Annotated in this window: 18 protein-coding genes; 13 read left to right on the forward strand and 5 right to left on the reverse strand. The window is 60.6% G+C overall.

The genetic code is table 11. From position 1 onward, the window contains the following. The first annotated feature begins 4 nt into the window (after window positions 1-4). The 7 genes from A8V01_RS03825 (at window position 5) to lexA (ending at window position 5,663) form a co-directional block, all read left to right on the forward strand. On the forward strand, window positions 5-772 hold the full coding sequence (locus A8V01_RS03825) for a phosphodiester glycosidase family protein (protein ID WP_245892313.1): 768 nt from the start codon (window positions 5-7) through the stop codon (window positions 770-772). After that, entirely contained in the window at window positions 769-1,365 is a 597-nt protein-coding gene (locus A8V01_RS03830; RefSeq protein WP_103094635.1) for an anthranilate synthase component II, read from the forward strand. The genes A8V01_RS03825 and A8V01_RS03830 overlap by 4 nt, the downstream gene beginning before the upstream one ends. Then, a complete protein-coding gene (trpD, locus tag A8V01_RS03835) occupies window positions 1,362-2,354 on the forward strand; it encodes an anthranilate phosphoribosyltransferase (RefSeq protein ID WP_103094636.1) in 993 nt (330 codons plus the stop codon). The genes A8V01_RS03830 and trpD overlap by 4 nt, the downstream gene beginning before the upstream one ends. 10 nt (window positions 2,355-2,364) lie before the next feature. Further along, window positions 2,365-3,156, forward strand: coding sequence for an indole-3-glycerol phosphate synthase TrpC (trpC, locus tag A8V01_RS03840; RefSeq protein ID WP_103094637.1), 792 nt, complete (start codon window positions 2,365-2,367; stop codon window positions 3,154-3,156). 16 nt (window positions 3,157-3,172) lie between these two features. Further along, entirely contained in the window at window positions 3,173-3,658 is a 486-nt protein-coding gene (gene moaC, locus A8V01_RS03845) for a cyclic pyranopterin monophosphate synthase MoaC (protein ID WP_103094638.1), read from the forward strand. Next, on the forward strand, window positions 3,655-4,875 hold the full coding sequence (locus A8V01_RS03850) for a molybdopterin molybdotransferase MoeA (protein WP_103094639.1): 1,221 nt from the start codon (window positions 3,655-3,657) through the stop codon (window positions 4,873-4,875). Before moaC ends, A8V01_RS03850 begins: the two co-directional genes overlap by 4 nt. Window positions 4,876-4,976: 101 nt before the next feature. Further along, window positions 4,977-5,663: a transcriptional repressor LexA gene (gene lexA / locus A8V01_RS03855; protein ID WP_103094640.1), complete on the forward strand. Its 687-nt coding sequence runs from the start codon at window positions 4,977-4,979 to the stop codon at window positions 5,661-5,663. Window positions 5,664-6,190: 527 nt separating this feature from the next. Here the strand turns inward: lexA and A8V01_RS03860 are convergent. After that, entirely contained in the window at window positions 6,191-7,051 is an 861-nt protein-coding gene (locus A8V01_RS03860; RefSeq protein ID WP_103094641.1) for a DMT family transporter, read from the reverse strand. Window positions 7,052-7,208: 157 nt separating this feature from the next. On the opposite strand from A8V01_RS03860, the gene A8V01_RS03865 reads away from it, so the two are divergent. After that, on the forward strand, window positions 7,209-8,573 hold the full coding sequence (locus A8V01_RS03865; protein WP_103094642.1) for an aminotransferase-like domain-containing protein: 1,365 nt from the start codon (window positions 7,209-7,211) through the stop codon (window positions 8,571-8,573). A 414-nt stretch (window positions 8,574-8,987) separates the two neighbouring features. Here the strand turns inward: A8V01_RS03865 and A8V01_RS03875 are convergent, their stop codons facing one another. Next, window positions 8,988-11,201, reverse strand: coding sequence for a ComEC/Rec2 family competence protein (locus tag A8V01_RS03875; protein WP_103094643.1), 2,214 nt, complete (start codon window positions 11,199-11,201; stop codon window positions 8,988-8,990). A gap of 30 nt (window positions 11,202-11,231) precedes the next feature. On the opposite strand from A8V01_RS03875, the gene gltX reads away from it, so the two are divergent. The 3 genes from gltX (at window position 11,232) to A8V01_RS03890 (ending at window position 14,357) form a co-directional block, all read left to right on the forward strand. Then, window positions 11,232-12,698 (forward strand): glutamate--tRNA ligase, encoded by a 1,467-nt coding sequence (gene gltX, locus A8V01_RS03880; RefSeq protein ID WP_103094644.1) that lies wholly within the window; start codon window positions 11,232-11,234, stop codon window positions 12,696-12,698. Window positions 12,699-12,709: 11 nt separating this feature from the next. Next, complete coding sequence (locus tag A8V01_RS03885; protein ID WP_103094697.1) at window positions 12,710-13,993, forward strand: citrate synthase; 1,284 nt, start codon at window positions 12,710-12,712, stop codon at window positions 13,991-13,993. Between the two features lie 166 nt (window positions 13,994-14,159). After that, window positions 14,160-14,357: a hypothetical protein gene (locus tag A8V01_RS03890; RefSeq protein WP_103094645.1), complete on the forward strand. Its 198-nt coding sequence runs from the start codon at window positions 14,160-14,162 to the stop codon at window positions 14,355-14,357. 3 nt (window positions 14,358-14,360) lie between these two features. Here A8V01_RS03890 and A8V01_RS29620 read toward each other — a convergent pair whose 3' ends face one another. Further along, a complete protein-coding gene (locus A8V01_RS29620; RefSeq protein WP_342747335.1) occupies window positions 14,361-15,008 on the reverse strand; it encodes a sensor histidine kinase in 648 nt (215 codons plus the stop codon). 210 nt (window positions 15,009-15,218) lie between these two features. Here A8V01_RS29620 and A8V01_RS29625 point away from each other — a divergent pair, with 210 nt between their 5' ends. After that, on the forward strand, window positions 15,219-15,674 hold the full coding sequence (locus tag A8V01_RS29625; RefSeq protein WP_342747336.1) for a hypothetical protein: 456 nt from the start codon (window positions 15,219-15,221) through the stop codon (window positions 15,672-15,674). A gap of 56 nt (window positions 15,675-15,730) precedes the next feature. Here A8V01_RS29625 and A8V01_RS03900 read toward each other — a convergent pair whose 3' ends face one another. Both A8V01_RS03900 and A8V01_RS03905 read right to left on the reverse strand, forming a co-directional pair. After that, window positions 15,731-16,666 carry a hypothetical protein gene (locus tag A8V01_RS03900; RefSeq protein ID WP_103094647.1) on the reverse strand — a complete coding sequence of 312 codons (936 nt, stop codon included), beginning with the start codon at window positions 16,664-16,666 and terminating at the stop codon, window positions 15,731-15,733. Between the two features lie 35 nt (window positions 16,667-16,701). Then, complete coding sequence (locus tag A8V01_RS03905; RefSeq protein WP_245892314.1) at window positions 16,702-17,760, reverse strand: hypothetical protein; 1,059 nt, start codon at window positions 17,758-17,760, stop codon at window positions 16,702-16,704. A 379-nt stretch (window positions 17,761-18,139) separates the two neighbouring features. On the opposite strand from A8V01_RS03905, the gene A8V01_RS03910 reads away from it, so the two are divergent. Further along, the gene (locus tag A8V01_RS03910; RefSeq protein ID WP_103094649.1) at window positions 18,140-20,782 is read left to right on the forward strand and encodes a coiled-coil domain-containing protein; all 2,643 of its coding nucleotides are present in this window, start codon (window positions 18,140-18,142) and stop codon (window positions 20,780-20,782) included. Window positions 20,783-20,785 lie beyond the last annotated feature (3 nt).

Below are 20,785 nucleotides of genomic sequence, written 5' to 3' on the forward strand. Positions count from 1 at the left end.
AGGCATGGCCGCCGCTGCGGTGATCCTCTCCGCCTGCTCATCCGCAGAACCTTCCGCCAAGCCGACGCCCGCTCCACCTTCGCCATGCGAAAGCGCCACCTTCGACGGTGCCAGTTTCACGCACTGCGTTGCCACTCCCGGGCGGCACACCATTCACACCATCCTCGGCCCCAAGGGTGGCGCGCCTTACCGCAGCCTATCCCAACTCGCCGTGGATAGGCCCTCCAAAAGTCACGAAGTCGCTTTCGCGATGAATGGCGGCATGTTCGACGCCGATGGCAGGCCGATCGGCTACTACGTCGAGGAAGGCGAGAAGCATCACAGCCTCAACACAAACGAAGGCTGGGGAAATTTCCACCTCAGGCCCAACGGTGTCTTTTACGGCGATGCAGCTGGAAAATGGCATGTCAGCGCCACGGAAGCGTTCGAGCGATCTGTAACAGATCGGCCGGACTTCGGCACTCAATCCGGCCCCATGCTGGTAATCTCAGGCAAATTGCACCCCGGTATCAACGAAGACGGAAAATCGTTGAAGCTGCGTAACGGCGTCGGCGTTGACGCAAGAGGGATCGCCCACTTCGTGATTTCCGATGAACCGGTATCTTTCGGCAAACTCGCACGCTATTTCCGGGACGGTTTGAAATGCGACAATGCGCTTTTTCTTGACGGCAGCGTATCTTCGCTCTGGGACCCTGAGCACGGCCGCGTCGATGGCGGCCCTCCCCTCGGCCCCTTGATCGTCGTCGAGAAAAGCGCAAAGGCGTCGAAATGATCCTCGTCATCGACAATTACGACAGTTTCACCTGGAATCTCGTCCATTACGTGATGGAGTTGGGCGCCCAGGTGGAAGTCGTGCGCAACGACGCACTCAGCGCCGAGCAGGCTATCAAGAGCGGAGCCAGCGGCTTCCTCATCTCGCCCGGGCCCTGCACCCCCAACGAAGCCGGCATCAGTGTTGATCTGGTCGGCGCTGCTGCCAACGCAGGCATGCCGTTGCTAGGCGTATGCCTTGGCCACCAGTCAATCGGGCAGTATTTTGGCGGCAAAGTTGTCCGCGGCGGGCTGATGCACGGCAAGACTTCGCCCGTAACGCACGACGGCACCGGAGTGTTCGCCGGCCTGCCCTCTCCGTTCGTTGCGACGCGCTATCACTCCCTGATCGTGGAAGACATTCCGCAAGCACTGGTCGTGAATGCACGTTCGGACGACGGGCATGTCATGGGCTTTCGTCATGCAAAGCTGCCTATCCATGGCGTGCAGTTCCATCCCGAAAGCATCGCGACCGAACATGGTCACGCCATGCTGGCCAACTTCTTGAAAGCCTGCGGAATAGAGGCGAAAATCCCGGAGCGCCTGAAGGCATGATCCTGCCCGATCCTCAGCATCCGATCCCTGAAGAAGAGGCGCTGGCCGCTTTCGCGGCCATTCTGGACGGTGAAATCCCCGACAGCGAAGTCGCAGATTTCCTTGTAGCCCTTTCGGAGCGCGGCGAAACCGCCAGTGAAATTGCCGGTGCGGCCCGCGCCATGCGCGAGCGCATGATCCCCGTAAAGGCACCGGAAAACGCCATCGACGTGTGCGGCACCGGCGGTGACGGCCACCATACGCTGAATGTCTCGACTGCGGTTTCGCTGGTTGTGGCCGCAGCAGGCGTTCCAGTGGCCAAGCACGGCAATCGCGCGGCAAGTTCCAAGGCTGGCGCCGCCGATACTCTTGAAGCTCTGGGCCTGAACCTCGACCGTGCCGTCGAAACGGCGGAATCCACTCTCGCGGAGATCGGCATCGGCTTTTTGTTCGCGGGCCGCCACCATCCCTCGATGGGCAGACTGATGCCGCTGCGCAAGTCCCTTGCCCGCCGCACCATCTTCAACCTGATGGGGCCGCTGGCCAACCCCGCACAGGTTTCACGCCAGTTGGTGGGTATTGCCCGCCCGGCCTATGTGCCCATCTATGCAGAGGCTCTGCAACGCCTTGGGACCAGCCACTCGATGGTGATTTCAGGTGACGAAGGGCTCGACGAACTGAGCCTCGCCGGGGGCAACGAAGTAGCGGTAGTTCGCGGCGGCGAACTCTTCATGCGTCGGGTTAGCCCTCAAGATGCAGGCTTGCCACTCGCTCCCGTCGATGCAATCCGCGGCGGAGATCCTGCTTACAACGCCCGCGCGCTCCATGATCTTCTAATGGGCGCCCCAGGCGCCTATCGTGACGCGGTCTTGCTGAACGCCGCCGGCGCTCTACTCGTAGCGGGCGAGGTTGAAAGCTGGAGCGAAGGCGTTCAGGAGGCAGCGGAAACTATCGATAAGGGCCTCGCCAAAGCTCTGCTCGATTGCTGGATCGCAGCCACACGCGCTTGACGAGGAATTGATGTCAGACAAGCTCATCGAAATCTGCAACACCAAGCGTGATGAAGTGGCGGCCCGCAAGGCGTCGGCCACGCTCGCTGATCTGGATTCACGCGCGACTGAGCAAACTCCGCCCCGTGGCTTTGAAGCGGCTCTGCGCGCCAAGGCAGCTTCCGATTATGCCCTGATCGCAGAAATCAAGAAAGCATCTCCCTCCAAAGGATTGATCCGGAGCCATTTTACACCGGATTTGCATGCTATCGCCTACGAAAAGGGCGGTGCCGCGTGCCTGTCTGTGCTCACTGATGCAAAATATTTCCAAGGGCATGAGGACTATCTGATCCAGGCGCGATCGGCCTGCAATCTGCCGGTCATCCGCAAGGATTTCATGATCGATCCCTGGCAGGTCGCTGAAGCGCGCGCCATCGGTGCAGATGCCATTCTCATTATCGTCGCCGCTCTCGACGATGTTTTGATGGCAGAGATCGAATCCGCTGCTCATGAACGTCAAATCGACTGCCTGGTGGAAGTTCATAATGAAGCTGAAATGGAGCGCGCAAGCCGCTTAAAAAGCAGGATTATTGGTGTGAATAATCGTGATCTTCGTCGTTTTTCTACGGATATTGCCACGACAGAGCGTCTCGCACCCCATGCTCCGGACGGTACGCTCCTGGTGAGCGAAAGCGGCATCAACACTCATGATGATCTGACCCGCCTGGCATCGTGCGGCGCGCGCACTTTCCTCGTGGGAGAAAGCCTGATGCGCGAAGCCGATATCGAGACGGCCGCTCGCAAGCTGCTCACAGGATTCTGACGCACGGATCCCCGCTATGACTAAAGCTCTTACTCACATCGATTCCGACGGAAATGCACGCATGGTCGATGTTGGGCAGAAGCCTGACACTTACCGAATGGCAGTTGCTTCCGGGCGCATCACGATGAGCAGCAAAGCGCTCACGGCTATACGTGACGGGGATGCTCCGAAAGGCGACGTGCTGGGGACAGCACGCATAGCTGGAATCATGGCAGCGAAGCGCACGGCCGATCTGATCCCTTTGTGCCACCCTCTGCCTATCGATGCCGTAAACATCGACTTCTCGTTCGAAGACGGCGCAATCCGGGTGATTGCAAAGGCGCATCTGACGGGTAAGACCGGTGTGGAAATGGAGGCAATAACAGCGACTTCCATCGCACTTGTCACAATCTACGATATGGCCAAAGCCTTGGACAACGGAATGACAATCCAAGACATCAGCCTCATCGAAAAAGTCGGCGGGAAATCCGGGCACTGGATCGCCAAAGGTACTGATTGTTGACCGCCTCGCCGCCACTTAAACTTGAAGATGCACAGCGCCAATTGTTGGAGCTGGTGACGCCATTGCCGGCTGAACAGGTTGAAATCCTCGCTGCGCTAAATCGCTATGTCGCACGCCCGCTGCTTGCGCGTCGAACACAGCCGTCAGCTGATCTTTCAGCCATGGACGGATACGCAGTCTCCGCAGGCGATTTGCAGGGACCTTGGCAACTCATCGGAGAAAGCGCCGCGGGGCATCCGTACCACGGCCACATTACGCCAGGCCAAGCGATTAGAATTTCCACTGGTGCAGCCCTGCCCGAAGACGCATTCGCGGTAATCCTGCAAGAAGACATCACTGCGGATGCAGGATTGTTATCACTTTCTGGCGACCCGCCATCGCCCCCGCGCAAGCACATAAGGCCGCGCGGAATGGATTTCACGACGAATACGGAAATCATCTCCGCAGGAAATCCGCTAACGCCAGCCCGGATAGCGCTGGCGATCGCCGCAGGACACAGTCACGTTCCGGTGCACCGCGCCCCGCGCCTGACCGTCATCGATAGCGGTGATGAGCTTGCTACTGACCTTGCAGACTGCGCCGCATACTGCACTCCCGCAAGCAATGGCCCGATGCTTCTTGCGATGGCCCACTCGCTCTGCGCTGCCACCCAGCGGATCGGCCCTGTGCCCGACAACATCGACGCGATCATATCTGCGCTCGATACCGCGAACGATGCCGATATCATCGTAACGAGCGGCGGGGCTTCGGTAGGAGACCACGATCTTATTCGCCCGGCATTGGAACGTTGGGGTGCCAGGATAGACTTTTGGCGCGTCGCCATAAAACCTGGAAAACCAATCCTTGTGGCGACGCGCAGCCAAGCAGGACGACAGCAGATCATCCTTGGTTTACCTGGGAATCCGGTCTCAAGTTATGTGACCGCGTACCATTTTTTGCTGCCCGTTCTGAGAGCTATGCAAGGAGCGCTGTGCGCATCGCCCCTGCCCCTGTCCGCGCGCCTTTCCATGCCCCTTCCGCCAAGTGGGCGTCGCAGAGAGTTCCTTCGCGGCTGGTGGGATGGAAAAACCGTCAATGCCGCAAAACTGCAAGATAGTGGTGCGCTGTCATCGCTAGCCTCCAGCAATGTGCTCATAGATCGCCCTGCAATGGCCCCGGCTGCGCGCACAGGCGACGAGGTAGACATCTTTCTTCTCCAAAATGGCGGCATCGCCTGACATTGACGTTTGGTTGCTTGATTGTTCCCTCAATGTTCACTAACCAGAACAAATTCGGCCTGGGCTGTTCCTGGCCCTGAGGTCAAGAAAAGGCAGCGACAATGTTGACGCGCAAGCAGCACGAATTGCTCCGGTTCATCCAGGCCCGGCTTGAAGAGAGCGGAATTTCTCCAAGCTTTGAAGAGATGAAAGAAGCGCTTGACCTGAAATCCAAGTCTGGCGTTCACAGGCTCATTTCAGCGCTGGAAGAACGCGGATTTATTCGCCGTCTGCCCAACCGCGCCCGTGCACTGGAAGTCCTGCGACAGCCCGATGATAGCAACAACAAGGGCCAGGATACCACGGCCACCAGCGGTGACCTCGCGGCCCTCCGCAAGCCCGGAAAGGTTTCCGAGCCCGCGAACGACGTCATCGAAATCCCCCTTCATGGCCGCATTGCCGCAGGCGTCCCCATCGAAGCGCTTGAGGGTCAATCGACTTTACCAGTTCCGGCCGCCCTGCTTGGATCAGGTGAACATTACGCGCTTGAAGTTTCAGGCGATTCGATGATCGAAGCCGGCATCCTCGATGGAGACTTCGCGCTTGTTAAACGCACTAACGCTGCGCGCGATGGCGAAATTGTAGTCGCACTCGTTCGTGGTGAGGAAGCAACGCTCAAATACCTTCGACGTGAAGCTGGTATGGTTCGGCTCGATCCTGCGAACGCGGCTTACGAACCTCAAATTTACGACGCAAATGACGTTCAGGTTCAAGGAAAGCTCGCAGGACTGTTGCGCAGATATAACTAAGCGCATGAGGCCGTAAGGAGGGCTCAGAAGCGATCGGTTGGCGATGAGAGCAACATGCCAGAATTGGCCGGGGCCAACTCGCCTCAGATCATGCGATCGGTGCAGGGAGGCAACTTGAGATAGCAATGCCACCCAGCATTTTTCGGGTAAAGATTGTCCCAACGTTGCCGCAAGCCACCGGTGACTGCCCAAACCAGCATATGTTTTACGGCCCACCGTTGACTTCGAACCGGCGGCATAGGCTCTGTCTTGGGGGCTGCCGCGCTGTGTCGCCGCGTTTGGCGATAGAGCGGAAGATGATGATGATCGAAATTGGCAATGACATGCGCGAGCGTACCTTGCGCGCATGCCATGAGGCGCTCGTAGAAGGAGAAGTCCACCTTCTCCGACGTTAGGTTGGCCCCCCGCCGCACGTTCTGCCGCCTGCATCGCGTTGGTTTCCGCGATGACGTAGGGATCCACGCTCCTCATGCTGTAAAGTTCTTCGATCATAGCGATGGCCCGTGAACGGGAATGTCAGTTGGGGATCAGGACAAGCGCTTCGCACCGGCCACGCAGAGGATGACGATCACGGTCGACGCGACCATCGTCCAGGCGACGGTTTCTCCGAGAACCACAGCTGAGAGGACCAGACCAAAGAAGGGCTGAAGGAGCTGGAGTTGCCCAACGCCGGCGATGCCGCCGACGGCAAGGCCGCGATACCAGAACACGAAACCCAGCATCATCGAAAAAACCGAGACATAGGCAAAGCCCGACCAGGCGTGCCAGCCGACGTCGGTGAAGTTTGCGGGCATAGTCGCTATGGTGAGGGCAACCATGATCGGCAGCGACAGCAGAAGCGCCCAGCTAATGACCTGCCATCCGCCAAGGCGTCGTGAAAGTAGCGCACCTTCGGCATAGCCCAGCCCGCAAAGGACGATGGCTGCTACCATCAGCACGTCGCCGGTCAAGGAACCGCCTCCGCTATTGCAGAGAGCAAAGCCGGCAACGACAGCAGCCCCGATTGTCGAGAACACCCAGAAGGCGGCTTTGGGTCGTTCGCCGCCCCGCAAGACGCCGAAGATGGCGGTAGAAAGCGGAAGCAGTCCCACGAAGACAACCGAGTGTGCCGCAGTGATGTGCTGAAGGGCAAGTCCGGTCAGAAGCGGAAAGCCGACCACCACACCGACCGAGACGATGGCGAGAGGTATCAGGTTCGAGCGCGCGGGCCGAGCTTGCCGGAGTGCCATGAGAAAGGCCGCACCGAGCAGCGCCGCGATGACGGCACGCCCCGATGTCACGAACAACGGCGTCAAGTCCGCGACTGCCAGTCGCGTAGCCGGCAATGATCCGCTGAAGATGATGACGCCCAGAAGGCCGCTGCCCCATCCGGCTGTAGTCCGTTCCATGATTCCTCGCTTTCGCGATCTGCCTATTCGGAAAGGTCTGGCCAAGACAGGAACGATGCAATACAAAATTGATTAAGTGTATTGCTAAAAACTGCCACACAATTTCAAATGCAAAGCGATCGGACAGGTGCGCAGCGGAACCAGAACCTCAGCCCTGATGGATGCAATCCGCGCGAAAATCGCAAGCCGCGCAATCGGTCCGGGGGATCGGCTGCCCTCCGTGCGAGGATTTGCCGAGACGATGTCGGTGTCTCCATCCACCGTTGTCGAGGCCTATGATCGACTGGCGGCGGAAGGCGTTATCAGCGCGCGCCGAGGCTCGGGCTTCTATGTAACTGGAAGCATTATCCCGCCGATGTCGGTCAGCGAGATAGGTCCGCGCCGCGACCGGGCCGTCGATCCGTTCTGGATCTCCCGCCAATCGCTCGACGCAGATACTTCCTCACTCAAGCCAGGCTGTGGATGGCTTCCAACCGACTGGATGCCGAACGCCGCGCTCCGTAAGGCGTTGCGATCGCTGGCACGCAGTGAAGACGCGCTGTTGACTGAGTATGGCAGCACGCGTGGTTCGCTGACGCTGCGCCGCCTGCTTCTCGGACGTTTCGCCGAAGAGGGAATAGACGCGAGCGCTGACCAACTCCTGCTGACCGGTTCCGGCACGCAGGCCATCGATCTGATTTGCCGCTTTTTGCTTCATCCCGGCGATACCGTGCTGGTCGACGACCCCGGCTATTTCAATTTCCAGGCACTGCTGCGGGCACATCGCGTGAAACTGGTTGGCATTCCATATACGCCTGCTGGCCCCGACACAGCGGCATTTGAGGCCGCACTGATTGCCCACAAGCCGAGGCTCTACATTACGAACTCCGCGCTCCACAATCCGACAGGAGCAAGTATCTCGCATCAGACCGCGTACCGGCTTCTGAGCGCGGCTGGCGCCCATGACCTCACGGTCGTTGAAGATGACATCTTCGCCGATTTCGAACCATCGCCGTCTCCGCGCCTTGCCGTCCTCGACGGGCTCGACCGGGTTATCCGGATAGGGAGCTTCTCCAAGACCCTCTCCGCATCCGTGCGCTGTGGTTATATCGCGGCGCGGCGCGACTGGATCGAGGGGTTGATTGATTTGCAGGTTGCGACAAGCTTCGGCGGACCTAGTCCGGTGGCAACCGCATTGATCGCCGATGTGCTGGCGGGCGGAAGCTACCGAAAGCATATGGCCGACCTTCGCCAGCGATTGTCGCAGGCGCGCGACCGTACCGCCGCACGTCTGGCGAAATTGGGCATCACGCCCTGGATCATGCCGCGAGGCGGATTCTATCTGTGGTGCCGGCTACCTGACGGCCTTGATTCCGCAGATGTGGCCAAGCGCTGTCTGGAGGCTAGCGTGGTGCTGGCACCTGGCAACGTGTTTAGCGTATCGCAGTCTGCAGCGCCCTTTATGCGATTCAACGTCGCGCAGTCTGACGATAAGCGGGTCGAAGAGGCGCTAGATCGGGCATTAAATCAAACGGCCGAATGAGGTGCCTGCTGCCAGGATCCAGATATCGCAGCATGGAGCAGGTCATTCCACATGCTACGCCGTCGCGAATAAATTTGCACCGACGACGCCTACGACCACGAGAGAGATGAAGGCCAACTGCACCGAATTCAATCGCCCTCGCGGACAGGGCCGCGCGCGCATGGCTCACCGTCTTTACATCGCATTCATTCCGGGGTGCTGATCTTCCTTCTTCCACGGGGATGCATAGCGATGCTTCACCGCGACTTCAGATATTGTAATCAGTCGTTGGCGTGTGGCTGCCAGTCTTAGCTCCGCACCTGCCTAATCTGTCAGCGCGATGTGCTGTCGCGGCGAACCGAGGCGAAGACGCCCCCATGACATGCCCTATCTTCGGGTCGCGTTCGCCGACGAACCTCAGAGAGGACAGCTTGATTATGATGTGGGTTTATTTGAGGGTTTTGCAGTGCTGCGGGGCGACCACCAGCCATGCATCCCCTGCGCTTTAGCCACGGTCTCGATACGCTCCTTGTCGAGATTTATCGCCAATCCTCCCGTCCGCTCCAGCGACTTCCTATCGGCCTTGTACCATCGGGGGCGGCAACTTCGAGGAAGCCAGCGCTCTGAAATAACAATGTCACTGCGTTCGCATGCTGCCGCCAACGACCGCTCAGCGATAATATCATGACCGCGAAATATTAATATTCGCCAATTTCGTTTTGATTTGACAACTTCCACCACACACAGGTCCCTGTTGCATTGCGCATTAGGCGAGCGTTCAAGTGGAAGAGGCTGCAGCTCGATGCCGGCAAATTCCATTAAATTGTCTCTGGCGTATCCCTTCACACTATTTCGGAGCATAAATAGTTGCTCACCCCTGGCTCCTACCAACCCGACATGATGCCCGTCTCCCGACACGAGCACATCAGCAGGTGGAGCAGACGCCAGTAGCACTCCGCCCAGCAGTGCGACGGGCAACCCGACCCACCGAATACGTCCGGCCCATAAGCCAAGCCAAAGCCCCCCAACGATGAAAAGGAGGAACGCGCCAGCGTCGTTGCCGGGCAGCAAATTCACGGCGCCTGGTCGCGCAGCGAACCAATGCGCCAGCGCCATAAGCAAATCGATTGCCTTGCCTGCCAACCACCAGACGCCTCCGCCCGCCCCAACCAGGTCAAGCAACAACGCAGCCGCAAGCAATGGCATGATCAGGAAGGTCGACAGCGGAATGGCGACGACGTTTGCGAGCGCCCCGTAAACCCCAGCCCGGTGAAAATGAAGCAGACCTATGGGCATCAACACAAGGTCGATCACGGCACCTGTCATCAGAAGGAGAGCCAGGTGACGCAGCCACTTCAACGGCAATCCTTCATCGCGAGGGCCAAGAAAGTGCCGAACTGATTCAGAGGTACTGACAGCTATAAGCGCCAGCACCGCGCCAAAGCTCATCTGAAAACTCGGCCCCATAACTGCTTCCGGCCAGACCAGAAGAACGCAAAACGCAGCTACGGCAAGCATACGCAAGGACAGCGGCTCTCTGCCAAGTGCAACTGCTGCCAACACCAGAAGGGCGCCAATGCAAGACCGGACTGTGGGGACCTCTGCCCCCGAAAGCAGAGTATATGCAATGCCTATCAACGCTCCTGCAGCCGAGCCCACCACCGGCAGTCTGACGCGGAGCGCGATCCAAGGCACCAACGCCAGTATTCGAACCACCAAAAGGTATACTGCGGCCACAATTGCGCTGACGTGCAAGCCGCTTATCGAGAGCAGGTGCGCCAGCCCCGAGTCCCGCATTGCCTGATCGTCTTCTTCCAAAATTCCACCGCGATCACCGGTCACAAACGCTGCAGCCAGTCCGGCGCGTTCTTCACCGACGCTTGCGCGAATATGATCGGTCAGCGCCTGACGGATTTGTGCAAGGTGATTTCCACGCGCAGGAGCTTTGTTCACGACTTCTATCTTGCCTAACGCCGCCCCGCTTGCAGCGATGCCCGTGAACCAGGAGGTACGGGCGAAATTGTAGGCTCCGGGCAGCATCGGCGGAGCAGGAGGCATCAGCCTCGCCCTGAAGCTGACGAGATCGCCGATGGATACATGCAAAGCCGCCCCCTTACCGGGAACATTCAGGCGGATCTTTATCGCCTTACCATCCAGCGGATTACGCATCGCGATCAGCAACCGATCGCGCATAAGTGCTGGCTGCGGCTCAATGCCAAGCACTCGCCCGTGAAATGTTCCTGCCAGGGGCCGGTCTATCCCGGGCTGTCCGACGACTTCCGAGCGTGTCCATACAACAAGGCAGCCTGCAGCAATCAGCAAAGGCACGAAGGTCAGTGCACGACCAACGTGCGGGGAACTTCTCAGCAAGGGAAAGGACGCATGACCGATTGCAGAAACTGCAACAAAAAGACCGGAAAAGCTAGCCCAGAATGGCCATGAAGGGAGCCAAAACCACGCAATTATGCCGGTTGCGAAGGCTACGGCGAGCCAAGGCCCACGTTCGAATCCTGCGCCCGAAAGAAATCGCTCGACGACTGCCAAAACCCTCGACAAGAGGCCCTTGGCGGTCCATGGCCCATGCTGCAATGCAGCGGCTTCCAGGCCGCCTGGACGCATAATTTCAGATATCGCGGCGCTGGTCCCCATCGTCGCCAATAGGACAGGAAGGTCGGGTAGATGGCAAGTGGTAGTGCATCGGGCGAGGCGACTGGCAAGGAAGCTTCCGCGCTCCGCCCTGTCGTAACGCGCTTTGCCCCCTCCCCCACCGGTTACCTTCACATCGGCGGCGCGCGCACGGCGCTTTTCAACTGGCTCTTCGCCCGCCGTCACGGCGGCAAGTACCTGCTGCGCATCGAGGATACCGATCGTGCGCGCTCCACCGAACCCGCGATCGACGCCATCTTCGACGGGCTGTCCTGGCTGGGCCTCGATGGTGACGAGGCGCCGGTATTCCAGTTCGCCCGCTCGGACCGACATGCCGAAGTGGCCGCGCAACTCATGGAAAGCGGCCATGCCTATCGCTGCTACCTGACGCCGGAAGAACTGGCCGCACGCCGCCAGAAGGCGCAGGAGGAACGCCGCCCGTTCCGCATCGACAGCGAATGGCGCGATGCCGATCCGTCGACCTGGCCGGCCGACCGTTCATGGGTCGTTCGCGTCAAGGCGCCGCGCGAAGGCGCGACCACGATCGAGGATCTCGTGCAGGGTACGGTCACGGTCCAGAACGAGGAAATCGACGACTTCGTGATCCTGCGCGGCGACGGTACGCCGACATATATGCTGGCCGTAGTGGTCGACGACAATGACATGGGCGTCACCCACGTCCTGCGTGGCGACGATCATCTGAACAACGCCTTCCGCCAGCTGGTGGTCATCAACGGCATGGGCTGGGAAGTGCCGACTTACGGCCACGTCCCGCTGATCCACGGATCGGACGGCGCCAAGCTTTCCAAGCGCCACGGTGCGCTGGGCGTCGATGCCTATCGCGATGAAATGGGCCTGCTGCCAGAGGCCGTGTTCAATTACCTGCTCCGCCTCGGCTGGGGCCATGGCGATGAGGAAATCATCAGCCGCGAGCAAGCTATCGAATGGTTCGACATGGTCGATGTGGGCAAGAGCCCATCGCGCTTCGACCTTGCCAAGCTTCAGAATCTCAACGGGCATTATGTCCGCGAGGCCGACGACGTTCGCCTTGCCGGTCTTGTGCAACCCCGCCTGGAAGGCGTCGAGGGTGACGAACCTTCCGACCTTCTGGTCCGTGCGATGCCCGTACTCAAGGTCCGCGCAAAGGATCTTAACGAACTTGCAGAAGGCTCTGCCTTCCTGTTTGCCAAGCGCCCGCTTGCCATGAGCGAAAAGGCGCTGGCACTCCTGACCGTCGAAGGGCGCGAGCGCCTTGCGATGATTCACGAGCGCCTGTCCGGCCAGGCCGACTGGACTTTAGAGGCACTGGAAGCCAACCTGAAGGCAATGGCCGAGACCCTTGGATTGGGCCTCGGCAAGCTCGCGCAACCCTTGCGGGCAGCCCTGACGGGTCAGACGACCTCGCCGGGGATATTCGACGTACTGGTATTGCTCGGTCGGGAAGAGAGCCTCGCGCGCATTGGCGAGCAGGCGCAGGTTCCCGCCGGGTCGCAGTCATAAGGAGATAATTGGTGGGTGATCAGGCTAAACTGAGCGTCGGTGGCGCGGAAAACGACTACGCGGTGCTCAAGGGCAGCGTCGGGCCGGATGTGATCGACATCCGCAAGCTCTATGCCCAGACCGGCAAGTTCACGTTCGATCCCGGCTTCACCTCGACGGCCAGCTGCGAATCCGCGCTGACCTACATCGACGGCGACGAAGGCGTGCTGCTGCATCGCGGCTATCCGATCGGCCAGCTGGCTGAAAACTCGTCGTTCATGGAAACGAGCTACCTGCTGCTGAACGGCGAACTGCCCAGCAAGGACGAACTGACCTCGTTCGAGAACACCATCACGCGCCACACCATGCTGCACGAGCAGCTGGCCACCTTCTACCGCGGTTTTCGCCGTGACGCGCACCCGATGGCCATCATGTGCGGCGTTGTCGGCGCGCTTTCGGCGTTCTACCACGATTCGACCGACATCTCCGACCCCGAGCATCGCAAGATCAGCTCGCACCGTCTGATCGCCAAGATGCCGACCATCGCGGCAATGGCGTACAAGTATTCGGTCGGCCAGCCCTTCGTCTATCCCGACAACAAGCTGAGCTACACCGGCAACTTCCTGCGCATGACCTTCGGCGTGCCGGCTGAAGAATACGAAGTGATCCCTGCCGTCGAAAAGGCGATGGACCGCATCTTCATCCTCCATGCCGACCATGAGCAGAACGCTTCGACCTCGACCGTGCGCCTCGCCGGTTCTTCGGGCGCCAACCCGTTCGCGTGTATTGCGGCCGGCATCGCCTGCCTCTGGGGCCCTGCCCACGGCGGCGCGAACGAAGCCGCGCTCAACATGCTGAAGGAAATCGGCACCCCCGATCGCATCCAGCACTACATCGACCGCGCGAAGGACAAGAACGATCCGTTCCGCCTGATGGGCTTCGGCCACCGCGTCTACAAGAACTACGACCCGCGCGCGACCGTTATGCAGTCGACCGTGCGTGAGGTGTTCGATGCGCTCAAGGTCAATGACCCGCTGTTCGAAACCGCGCTGCGTCTCGAAGAGATCGCGCTCAGCGATCCGTACTTCGCAGAAAAGAAGCTGTTCCCGAACGTGGACTTCTATTCGGGCATCATCCTGTCGGCGATCGGCTTCCCGACCACGATGTTCACCGTGCTCTTCGCCCTTGCCCGCACGGTGGGCTGGGTCGCGCAGTGGAACGAAATGATCTCGGATCCCGGCCAGAAGATCGGCCGCCCGCGCCAGCTCTACACCGGCCCGACGCAGCGCGACTACGTGCCGCTCGACAAGCGTTAAGCTGTCTTCGCGAGGTTCGCGGCTACTCAAAAGAAGGGTCCTCGTTTCCGCGAGGGCCCTTTTTTGTTCCTTTACTTAAGGAAAATGGCGACCCATTTGGACCATTTCGCCATAATCCGGCCGCATCCAACGCGCACGTTCGCGTCTCACAAAGGGGCACGCGAGCATGATTTTCGTTCGAACATTGGCGATGATCGTTGGCCTGCTTGCGATAGCAGCGGGCGTATTCGTGGCCCTGCAAGGCACCGGCATACTGAAATGGCCCGCCGGCAGCGCCATGATCGGCGAACGCGCCTGGGCTGTGCGCGGCGCGGTATTCGCAGCAGTGGGGGCAATCATCGTCTGGCTGGGCCGCAGGTGCTGAGATTCAGCCCTCAGGGTCGAGCGGCACTTCCAGAATGAACCGGGCCCCTTGGCCCGGTGCGCTCTCGATCGAAAGCTCCCCATTCATCGCGCGCGCAAGACGCCGCGATATATACAGCCCCAGCCCGGAACCGCCGTCCCCGCTGCGCCCCAGACGTTCGAATTTTTCGAATACCCTGCCCTGCTCCTCAAGGCTGAGCCCCGGACCTTCATCAGCGACGATGGCTCGGGCCCGATCACCATTCACATCCACTCGCACATCAACGCTGGTGCCTTCGGGCGAATAGCGGATAGCGTTTCCGATAAGGTTCAGCAGAACCTGCAGGACCCTGCGAAATTCCGCCAGCGCCGGGGCACTGTCTGCAGGAGCGGGCGTCGTGATCGAGATGCCCTTCTCTCGCGCGCGGACGCCCAGGATACCTGCTGCCTGACGCGCCACGTCTGACAAGTCGATGTAGTCGGCAGTTGTCGAAAAGCTATCTGCCTCGACCACCTCAAGATCGGCCATGTCATCCAGCAAATCCAGGAGCAGCTTTCCGGCTCCCGCGATCTCGCCAGCATATTCCGCGTAGGCATCAGGCAATGGGCCTGCCAACCGGGTACGGATCGTCTCGGCGTTGGCGACGATGCGTGCAATCGGCTGCTTGAGCACGGGCGCAAGATCCTGGCCGACAAGTCCCCGTGGAGGAACCGGTGCTGCAGCTTGTGGAATCGCAACGCAGTCCGACGGAGCCTGATCCGACAGCAGCAGCAATTCGAAGCCGGACGGCTCAAACCCTGGACGAATTTGCGGAATCAGCGAAACGCGCCATGGGCGGCTACTCCCCGCAAAGACAACCGGCCCCCCGTCCAGCAAGCGCCAATGGAGCGGCTGCTGGTGTGTTACATTCTCGGGCTGAAGAAAATCAGTCCAGCAACGCCCCACGCCCTGGGCCATCGCATCGGCCAATGGCGCAAGTTCAGAGCAATCGGTATTCGCGGCAATCAGGCGCTGCCCACTGTCCAGCCACGCCGTCAGCTCGGCAATCTGCCTGTCAATCGCTACCCGGCGCTCTTCCGCAACAGCACCGTCCTCGGAAATGAGAGCGGCCGTCTGCCAGCTGCGCACCACGATCGCGCAGCCCTCGCCTTCAGGATCGGCCTCAACCCAGAATGTTATCGCATCGTTTCCATCCTGTGCGCTGATAGCCTGCGTCATACGGACGCATGCTCGGCGCGCCCTTCCGACAAGATCAAGCAATTCCGGCACCGCGATCATACCCGGGATATCCCCGCCGCAACGCAACTGCAACGCGGCCAAGGGCTCATCAGCGCTTAGCAAACGATCCTGTCCGTCGGAGATCGCGCGGGCAACAATGGTTCCTTCGTCCACTGTCATTTTGCACGGCCAGGTTGAGCAAGAATGGCGGCCGCGCGCATTGCATCGATGCCGGCCAATACAGCCGGCATCCCGGTCCGGCCATGGATCTCACGGATCTGCGCGTCCACAAGAGCCGCAGGAGTTCCCGCAGCCAGCAGCAGCAATGCAAGCCGCGTCTGCTGGCCCGGCTGCATCGCTGCGACCAGCCCGTCGCGCGGTTGGCCGGAACGCGCGGCAAATGCCGTCAGAAACAGCGTTACGCCGCACGCACTTACCGGCGCTGTTGCTTCAAAGGCGTCGTCGGCGACGACCCGCTCTGCCACCATCAGCCGGTTGGAAATTTCATCATGACGGAGCCGAACTTCGGCTTCGACGGCTGCCACGCGATTTGAAAGGGCAGGTTCGGCTTCGACCAGCGCGCGAACGATGGCCAACACGGCATCAAGAACAGGGGCAGGCACCTCCACCAACGGAAGAGCCATGCGTCGTTGCCGATCGACCCAGCGTGCCTGCGCAGTCAGGAACTCACGCATCAATGCATCACCTGCGGCGACCCGCGCCCGCACAAAAGGCGAGACGACGGGGTCGAGCCCCAGATGGGTACTCAACCGCTCGGTCAGTTGCCATTCCAGCGCAACGGCATGGGCATGTGCCAACACAATCGTGTCATCAAGGAAGGCTCGGCTCAAGACCGCCACCTCCTCGTGCGCGTGAGCACGCCGGTCTATACTCCCTATCAACGCATCCAGCACTTGTGCCGCGACATCCCTGAGAATGCCTTTCACCCGTGCAAGGACTTCCTCGGCAAACGAATTATCCGGTTCAGCAGCAACGAGATAGCGCAATACCGGCAGTGTCGAAGCGGCTGCGGCGCCCGAACGTGCAAGGTCACGCCGGATCGCGGCTTCGGCGCCTTGCAAATCTGCCGGAAGAGCTGCCTGATCGATCATATGACCCGTCTAACCGGCATCTGGTTAATCCGAGGTTATCCGTCGCGCCGACGCGGCAGAACCAATGCCGCGACGACTATCCCGGCAGAAAGCAACCTTACTGCAAGAAGCACCTGCCCAAATCCCGAAGCGAATGCCAGTACCAGCCCCAACAGCGCGCGATCTGCAAACAGGGGGGCGAAACGGCCTGCAGCGATGCGTGGCAAAAGTACCAGCAGCATCATGAGGATCGCAGGCGTACAGAGCCACGCAAGTACAGGTTCGCCCGGAAAACGCGGCGTGTCCAGCAGGATAAGTGCTGCAAACACAACGTCCACCAACCAGACCAACGCATCGGCACGCGGAATGGCTGGCGAAACCTGCCCCAGGGCATGGCGCTCGGCCGCCCGCAACAGGCGGCTCGCCTCGACAAGCAGCCAGGCGATGGCGAGCAATGCAAATGCACACCACAGGAACCCAAGCCAACCGGCGCCCGCAGCGATGCCAAGTGCCACCAGCACGGCGACCGAAACGACGTTGCTCGCATTACCCGCATGCAGAAGGGATGAGCCGAAACTGAGCACCGCGAACCGCGCCACTGTTCGCCCGGGTGTACGGGCATCGCTCTGCGCGAAACGCGTGCGCATCCACTCATCTTCCAGCGCATAGGCCTCGGCCTCGCTTCGCACCATGCGCCAGCCCGATCCCGCGCGCGTCGTCGCGGGAACTTCGCGCATGGCGATGCCCGACTGAAGCGCGATGCGCGTAAGTGCCGAAACGGCGTCAACGTCCATAGGCAATTCATGCAGACGCTCGACCAGCGCGCCCGGCACACGCATCAGTCCCGCCGTGGCGCGATTGATATCGATCCGTTCAAAGCCTGCTGCCAGCGCGCCCTCAACCGGTTGAACCAGCACAACCGGCGCCCGACCTTCAAGTAGAGCTGCGGCCGCTGTTGGATCGGAGAATAACCCTTCGGATATGACGACGAGTTCGTCGCCGGCGGTGACCAGACCTGCCAGCTGCCCGGCGCCCGTCGCTATCGCAAACTGCAGCCCGGCGTCCTCGGCATCGTGCTGAAGCGAGATCAATTCAGGAGAAGTATCACGGGCCATGCAAATGACCCGCTGGCATTCGAGCGCCAGAGCCATTCCAAGCTGATGCTGCGCAACGCTTGCGCCAGCCACGCGCAGAAAAGCACGCGGAAACGGCTGCCCCGACGCCGCAGCCTCCGTCATGGCCAACAATGCTATACGCAAATTCGAAACTCCAGCACCGCGATGGATGTAGGCAGGTCCGCGCCATGTGCCAAGCCAAAGCAGAGCATCGGATTCCGGAAAACTCCGCTGACATGGCACCGGTCGAACTCATCGGCCCCGCGTTCAATGCCATCCGCGTCACCTGGATCGTCCGCTAGTCCGCCATTTCCCCAGCTTAATCTTACAAGTGCCCAACCGGGGTTTATCAGTGCGATCGACGTGGTATTCTGACGGAATGGTTGGGGAAAACAGGATCATCGCATTCGGCGCAGGCACCGGCGAGAAACCGGAAACGCAGGCACCGGAACTCGCCGTCGAGACGGCGTCTGAGGCTGACGCTGCCGAAGCCTGGGATCAGGCGTGGGTAGCGCCTGCCCCCTTGGAAATCGAAGACGAACGCCCTTCCCGCCCGGAATGGGGGGCAGTCGTTTTTGCCGGGGCCGTGGTACTCGCGTGGACCGCAGTCTTCGTTTTCGCACGCCTTGCGATTCTACAAAGCGGCATACCTTTCTCCGAAGTCCCTGCCCTCATCATGCAATGGAGCGTGCCGGTCCTGCTGGTCGGAGTGGTATGGCTGGTCGTCATGCGCCACAGCGCCCGTGAAAGTCGGCGATTTGGCCGCATAGCCCGTTCGCTCTCGGCTGAATCCGCTATTCTTGAGCACCGACTGACCACGGTGAATCGCGAACTGAGCCTGGCCCGTGAATTCCTCGCCTCACAGTCACGCGATCTCGAAACGCTGGGCCGCATCGCGACGGAGCGTCTCTCGCAAAATGCAGAGCGTCTGCAGGAACTTGTTCAGGACAACGGTTCCCGGATCGATTCCATCAGTTCGGTAAGCACCGCTGCACTCGACAACATGGAGAAACTACGCGGCCAGTTGCCGGTCATCGCCAGTTCGGCAAAGGACGTAACGAATAACATCGCCAATGCCGGGCGTTCCGCGCACGCGCAGTTGGAAGACATGATCAATGGCTTCAATCGTCTGAACGAGTTCGGGTCGGCCAGCACGCGGCAAGTCTCCATGTTGCGCGATCAGGTCAACGATACGCTGGACGGCTTCAATGCGCGGTGTGAGCAGCTTGAACAGGCCGTCGCAGGGCGCTTTATCGCTCTGGACGAACGTGGTGAGGATTTCCGCACCCGGCTGGACAAGCATGAGGCGGACGCCCTGGCCGCAATCCGCGCGCGCGCAAAGGCGCTGACCGACGAGATTGACGAAGGCCGCCAGCAGTTGGACCGCCAGGAGGCGGAAAGCCTCACGTCGCTTCGTGCCCGCCTTGTTGCCCTTCGTGACGAGAGCGATGTGGTTTCGCGCGCCCTGCGCCATGCAGAAGAACGCGCGATCGAACATCTGCGCGCCTCGCTTGCCGATCTTTCCGAAGAACAGGCCAGCGCCGGCACTGCCATCATGGAGGCACAGCAGGGTGCCATCGAGGCGCTTAACGACCGCCTGGAAGCCATCAGTTCCGAAGCTCGCCACGTCGATGAGTCGATCGGGCTGCGCGCCGAACGGCTTGCGATGGAAGCGCAGGATCGCCAGTCGCGGCAGGTCGAACAGGAGCGGCATGCGATTGCACGCATCGACCACATGCTCGGCGAACTCGATGCCTCTATTGCGGAACGCCTTGAACGACACCGTATTCAGGCCGCAGCACTGGCTGAACGGTCCGCGGCGGTAACGGCAGAGCTCGGACGTTTCGAAGCCCGCCTCGAAACCATCGCCGGCCAGACCGCCGAGGCGGAAGAACGCATCGCATCCAGCCTTGCCGCGCTTACCGATCGCCTCACGGCAGCGCGGGCAACGCTGGCCGTTACCGATGGTGAAGTCGAAAAGCTTACCGACGATAGTGTGCGCCTCCTCGAACTCATCCAGGCAAGCGCGCGCCAGACCGGCAGCGCCCTTCCTGAAGCTCTGGAGGTTTCCGAAGATCGCTTGCGTCGTATCCAGGACGCCCTCGGCGGCGTGCTCACGCAGCTTCGTGAAGCAGTTCAGGGTGGTGAGGATGTGGCAGCGGAAATCGGCGTCTCCGGCCGTGACCTTGATGCCCTTCTGGCCGGACTTTCGCAGGCGCAATCGCAGATCGCCTCACGCGGCGCCGACCATGCGGCTCTTCTGAGCCGCTTGCAGGATACTCTCGGCGAAATCGACGCGGCCACGCAAACCGCCGCGGACAAGGCCGGCGGCGCGCTGATCGGCGCGCTCGCTGCCTTGGGCACAACGCTGGACGAAACCGTGTCCGCCATCGAGGAAGACAGCGCGGAACGCATCACCCGCATCGCGGATACGCTTGGCGATGAAAGCGCAGCGGCCATCGACAAGGCAATGCGCGGCAAAGTGGCGGAAATCTCTGGTCAGCTTGAGCAGGCAGTCGCCCACGCCTCCGGCGTCACGCGCGAAGCCACCACGCAATTGCGTGAACAGATCGCCAAAGTCGACGATCTGGTCGGCAATCTGGAAGGCCGCGTGACGCAGGCGCGCGCGCAAGCAGAAGAGCAAGTCGACAACGATTTTGCCCGGCGCGCGGCGTTCATCACCGAATCGCTTAATTCCAATGCGATAGATATCGCCACCGTGCTGTCAGGTGAAATCGCCGATAGCGCCTGGGCCGCCTATCTGCGTGGTGATCGAGGGATTTTTACCCGCCGAGCGGTGCGCCTGCTCGATGCCGGGGAAGTGAAAGCGATACAGCAGATCTTCGAGCGCGACGACGCGTTTCGCGCAAACGTGAGCCGCTACATCCACGATTTCGAAGGTATCTTGCGGCAGGTCCTGTCGACGCGCGATGGCAATGCGCTGGGCGTTACCCTGCTGTCATCAGACATGGGCAAGCTTTACGTGGCGCTGGCACAGGGCATCGAGCGTCTTCGCGGCTAACCC

Source organism: Novosphingobium guangzhouense, assembly GCF_002896965.1.
GTDB lineage: Bacteria > Pseudomonadota > Alphaproteobacteria > Sphingomonadales > Sphingomonadaceae > Novosphingobium > Novosphingobium guangzhouense.

Coding starts and splice junctions, on each gene's coding strand:
- A8V01_RS03825 (WP_245892313.1), top strand. CDS start 5: ATGGCCGCCGCTGCGGTGATCCTCTCCGCCTGCTCATCCGCAGAACCT.
- A8V01_RS03830 (WP_103094635.1), top strand. CDS start 769: ATGATCCTCGTCATCGACAATTACGACAGTTTCACCTGGAATCTCGTC.
- trpD (WP_103094636.1), top strand. CDS start 1,362: ATGATCCTGCCCGATCCTCAGCATCCGATCCCTGAAGAAGAGGCGCTG.
- trpC (WP_103094637.1), top strand. CDS start 2,365: ATGTCAGACAAGCTCATCGAAATCTGCAACACCAAGCGTGATGAAGTG.
- moaC (WP_103094638.1), top strand. CDS start 3,173: ATGACTAAAGCTCTTACTCACATCGATTCCGACGGAAATGCACGCATG.
- lexA (WP_103094640.1), top strand. CDS start 4,977: ATGTTGACGCGCAAGCAGCACGAATTGCTCCGGTTCATCCAGGCCCGG.
- A8V01_RS03860 (WP_103094641.1), bottom strand. CDS start 7,051: ATGGAACGGACTACAGCCGGATGGGGCAGCGGCCTTCTGGGCGTCATC.
- A8V01_RS03865 (WP_103094642.1), top strand. CDS start 7,209: ATGGATGCAATCCGCGCGAAAATCGCAAGCCGCGCAATCGGTCCGGGG.
- A8V01_RS03875 (WP_103094643.1), bottom strand. CDS start 11,201: ATGGGGACCAGCGCCGCGATATCTGAAATTATGCGTCCAGGCGGCCTG.
- gltX (WP_103094644.1), top strand. CDS start 11,232: ATGGCAAGTGGTAGTGCATCGGGCGAGGCGACTGGCAAGGAAGCTTCC.
- A8V01_RS03890 (WP_103094645.1), top strand. CDS start 14,160: ATGATTTTCGTTCGAACATTGGCGATGATCGTTGGCCTGCTTGCGATA.
- A8V01_RS29625 (WP_342747336.1), top strand. CDS start 15,219: ATGGAGCGGCTGCTGGTGTGTTACATTCTCGGGCTGAAGAAAATCAGT.
- A8V01_RS03900 (WP_103094647.1), bottom strand. CDS start 16,666: ATGATCGATCAGGCAGCTCTTCCGGCAGATTTGCAAGGCGCCGAAGCC.
- A8V01_RS03905 (WP_245892314.1), bottom strand. CDS start 17,760: ATGGCCCGTGATACTTCTCCTGAATTGATCTCGCTTCAGCACGATGCC.
- A8V01_RS03910 (WP_103094649.1), top strand. CDS start 18,140: ATGGTTGGGGAAAACAGGATCATCGCATTCGGCGCAGGCACCGGCGAG.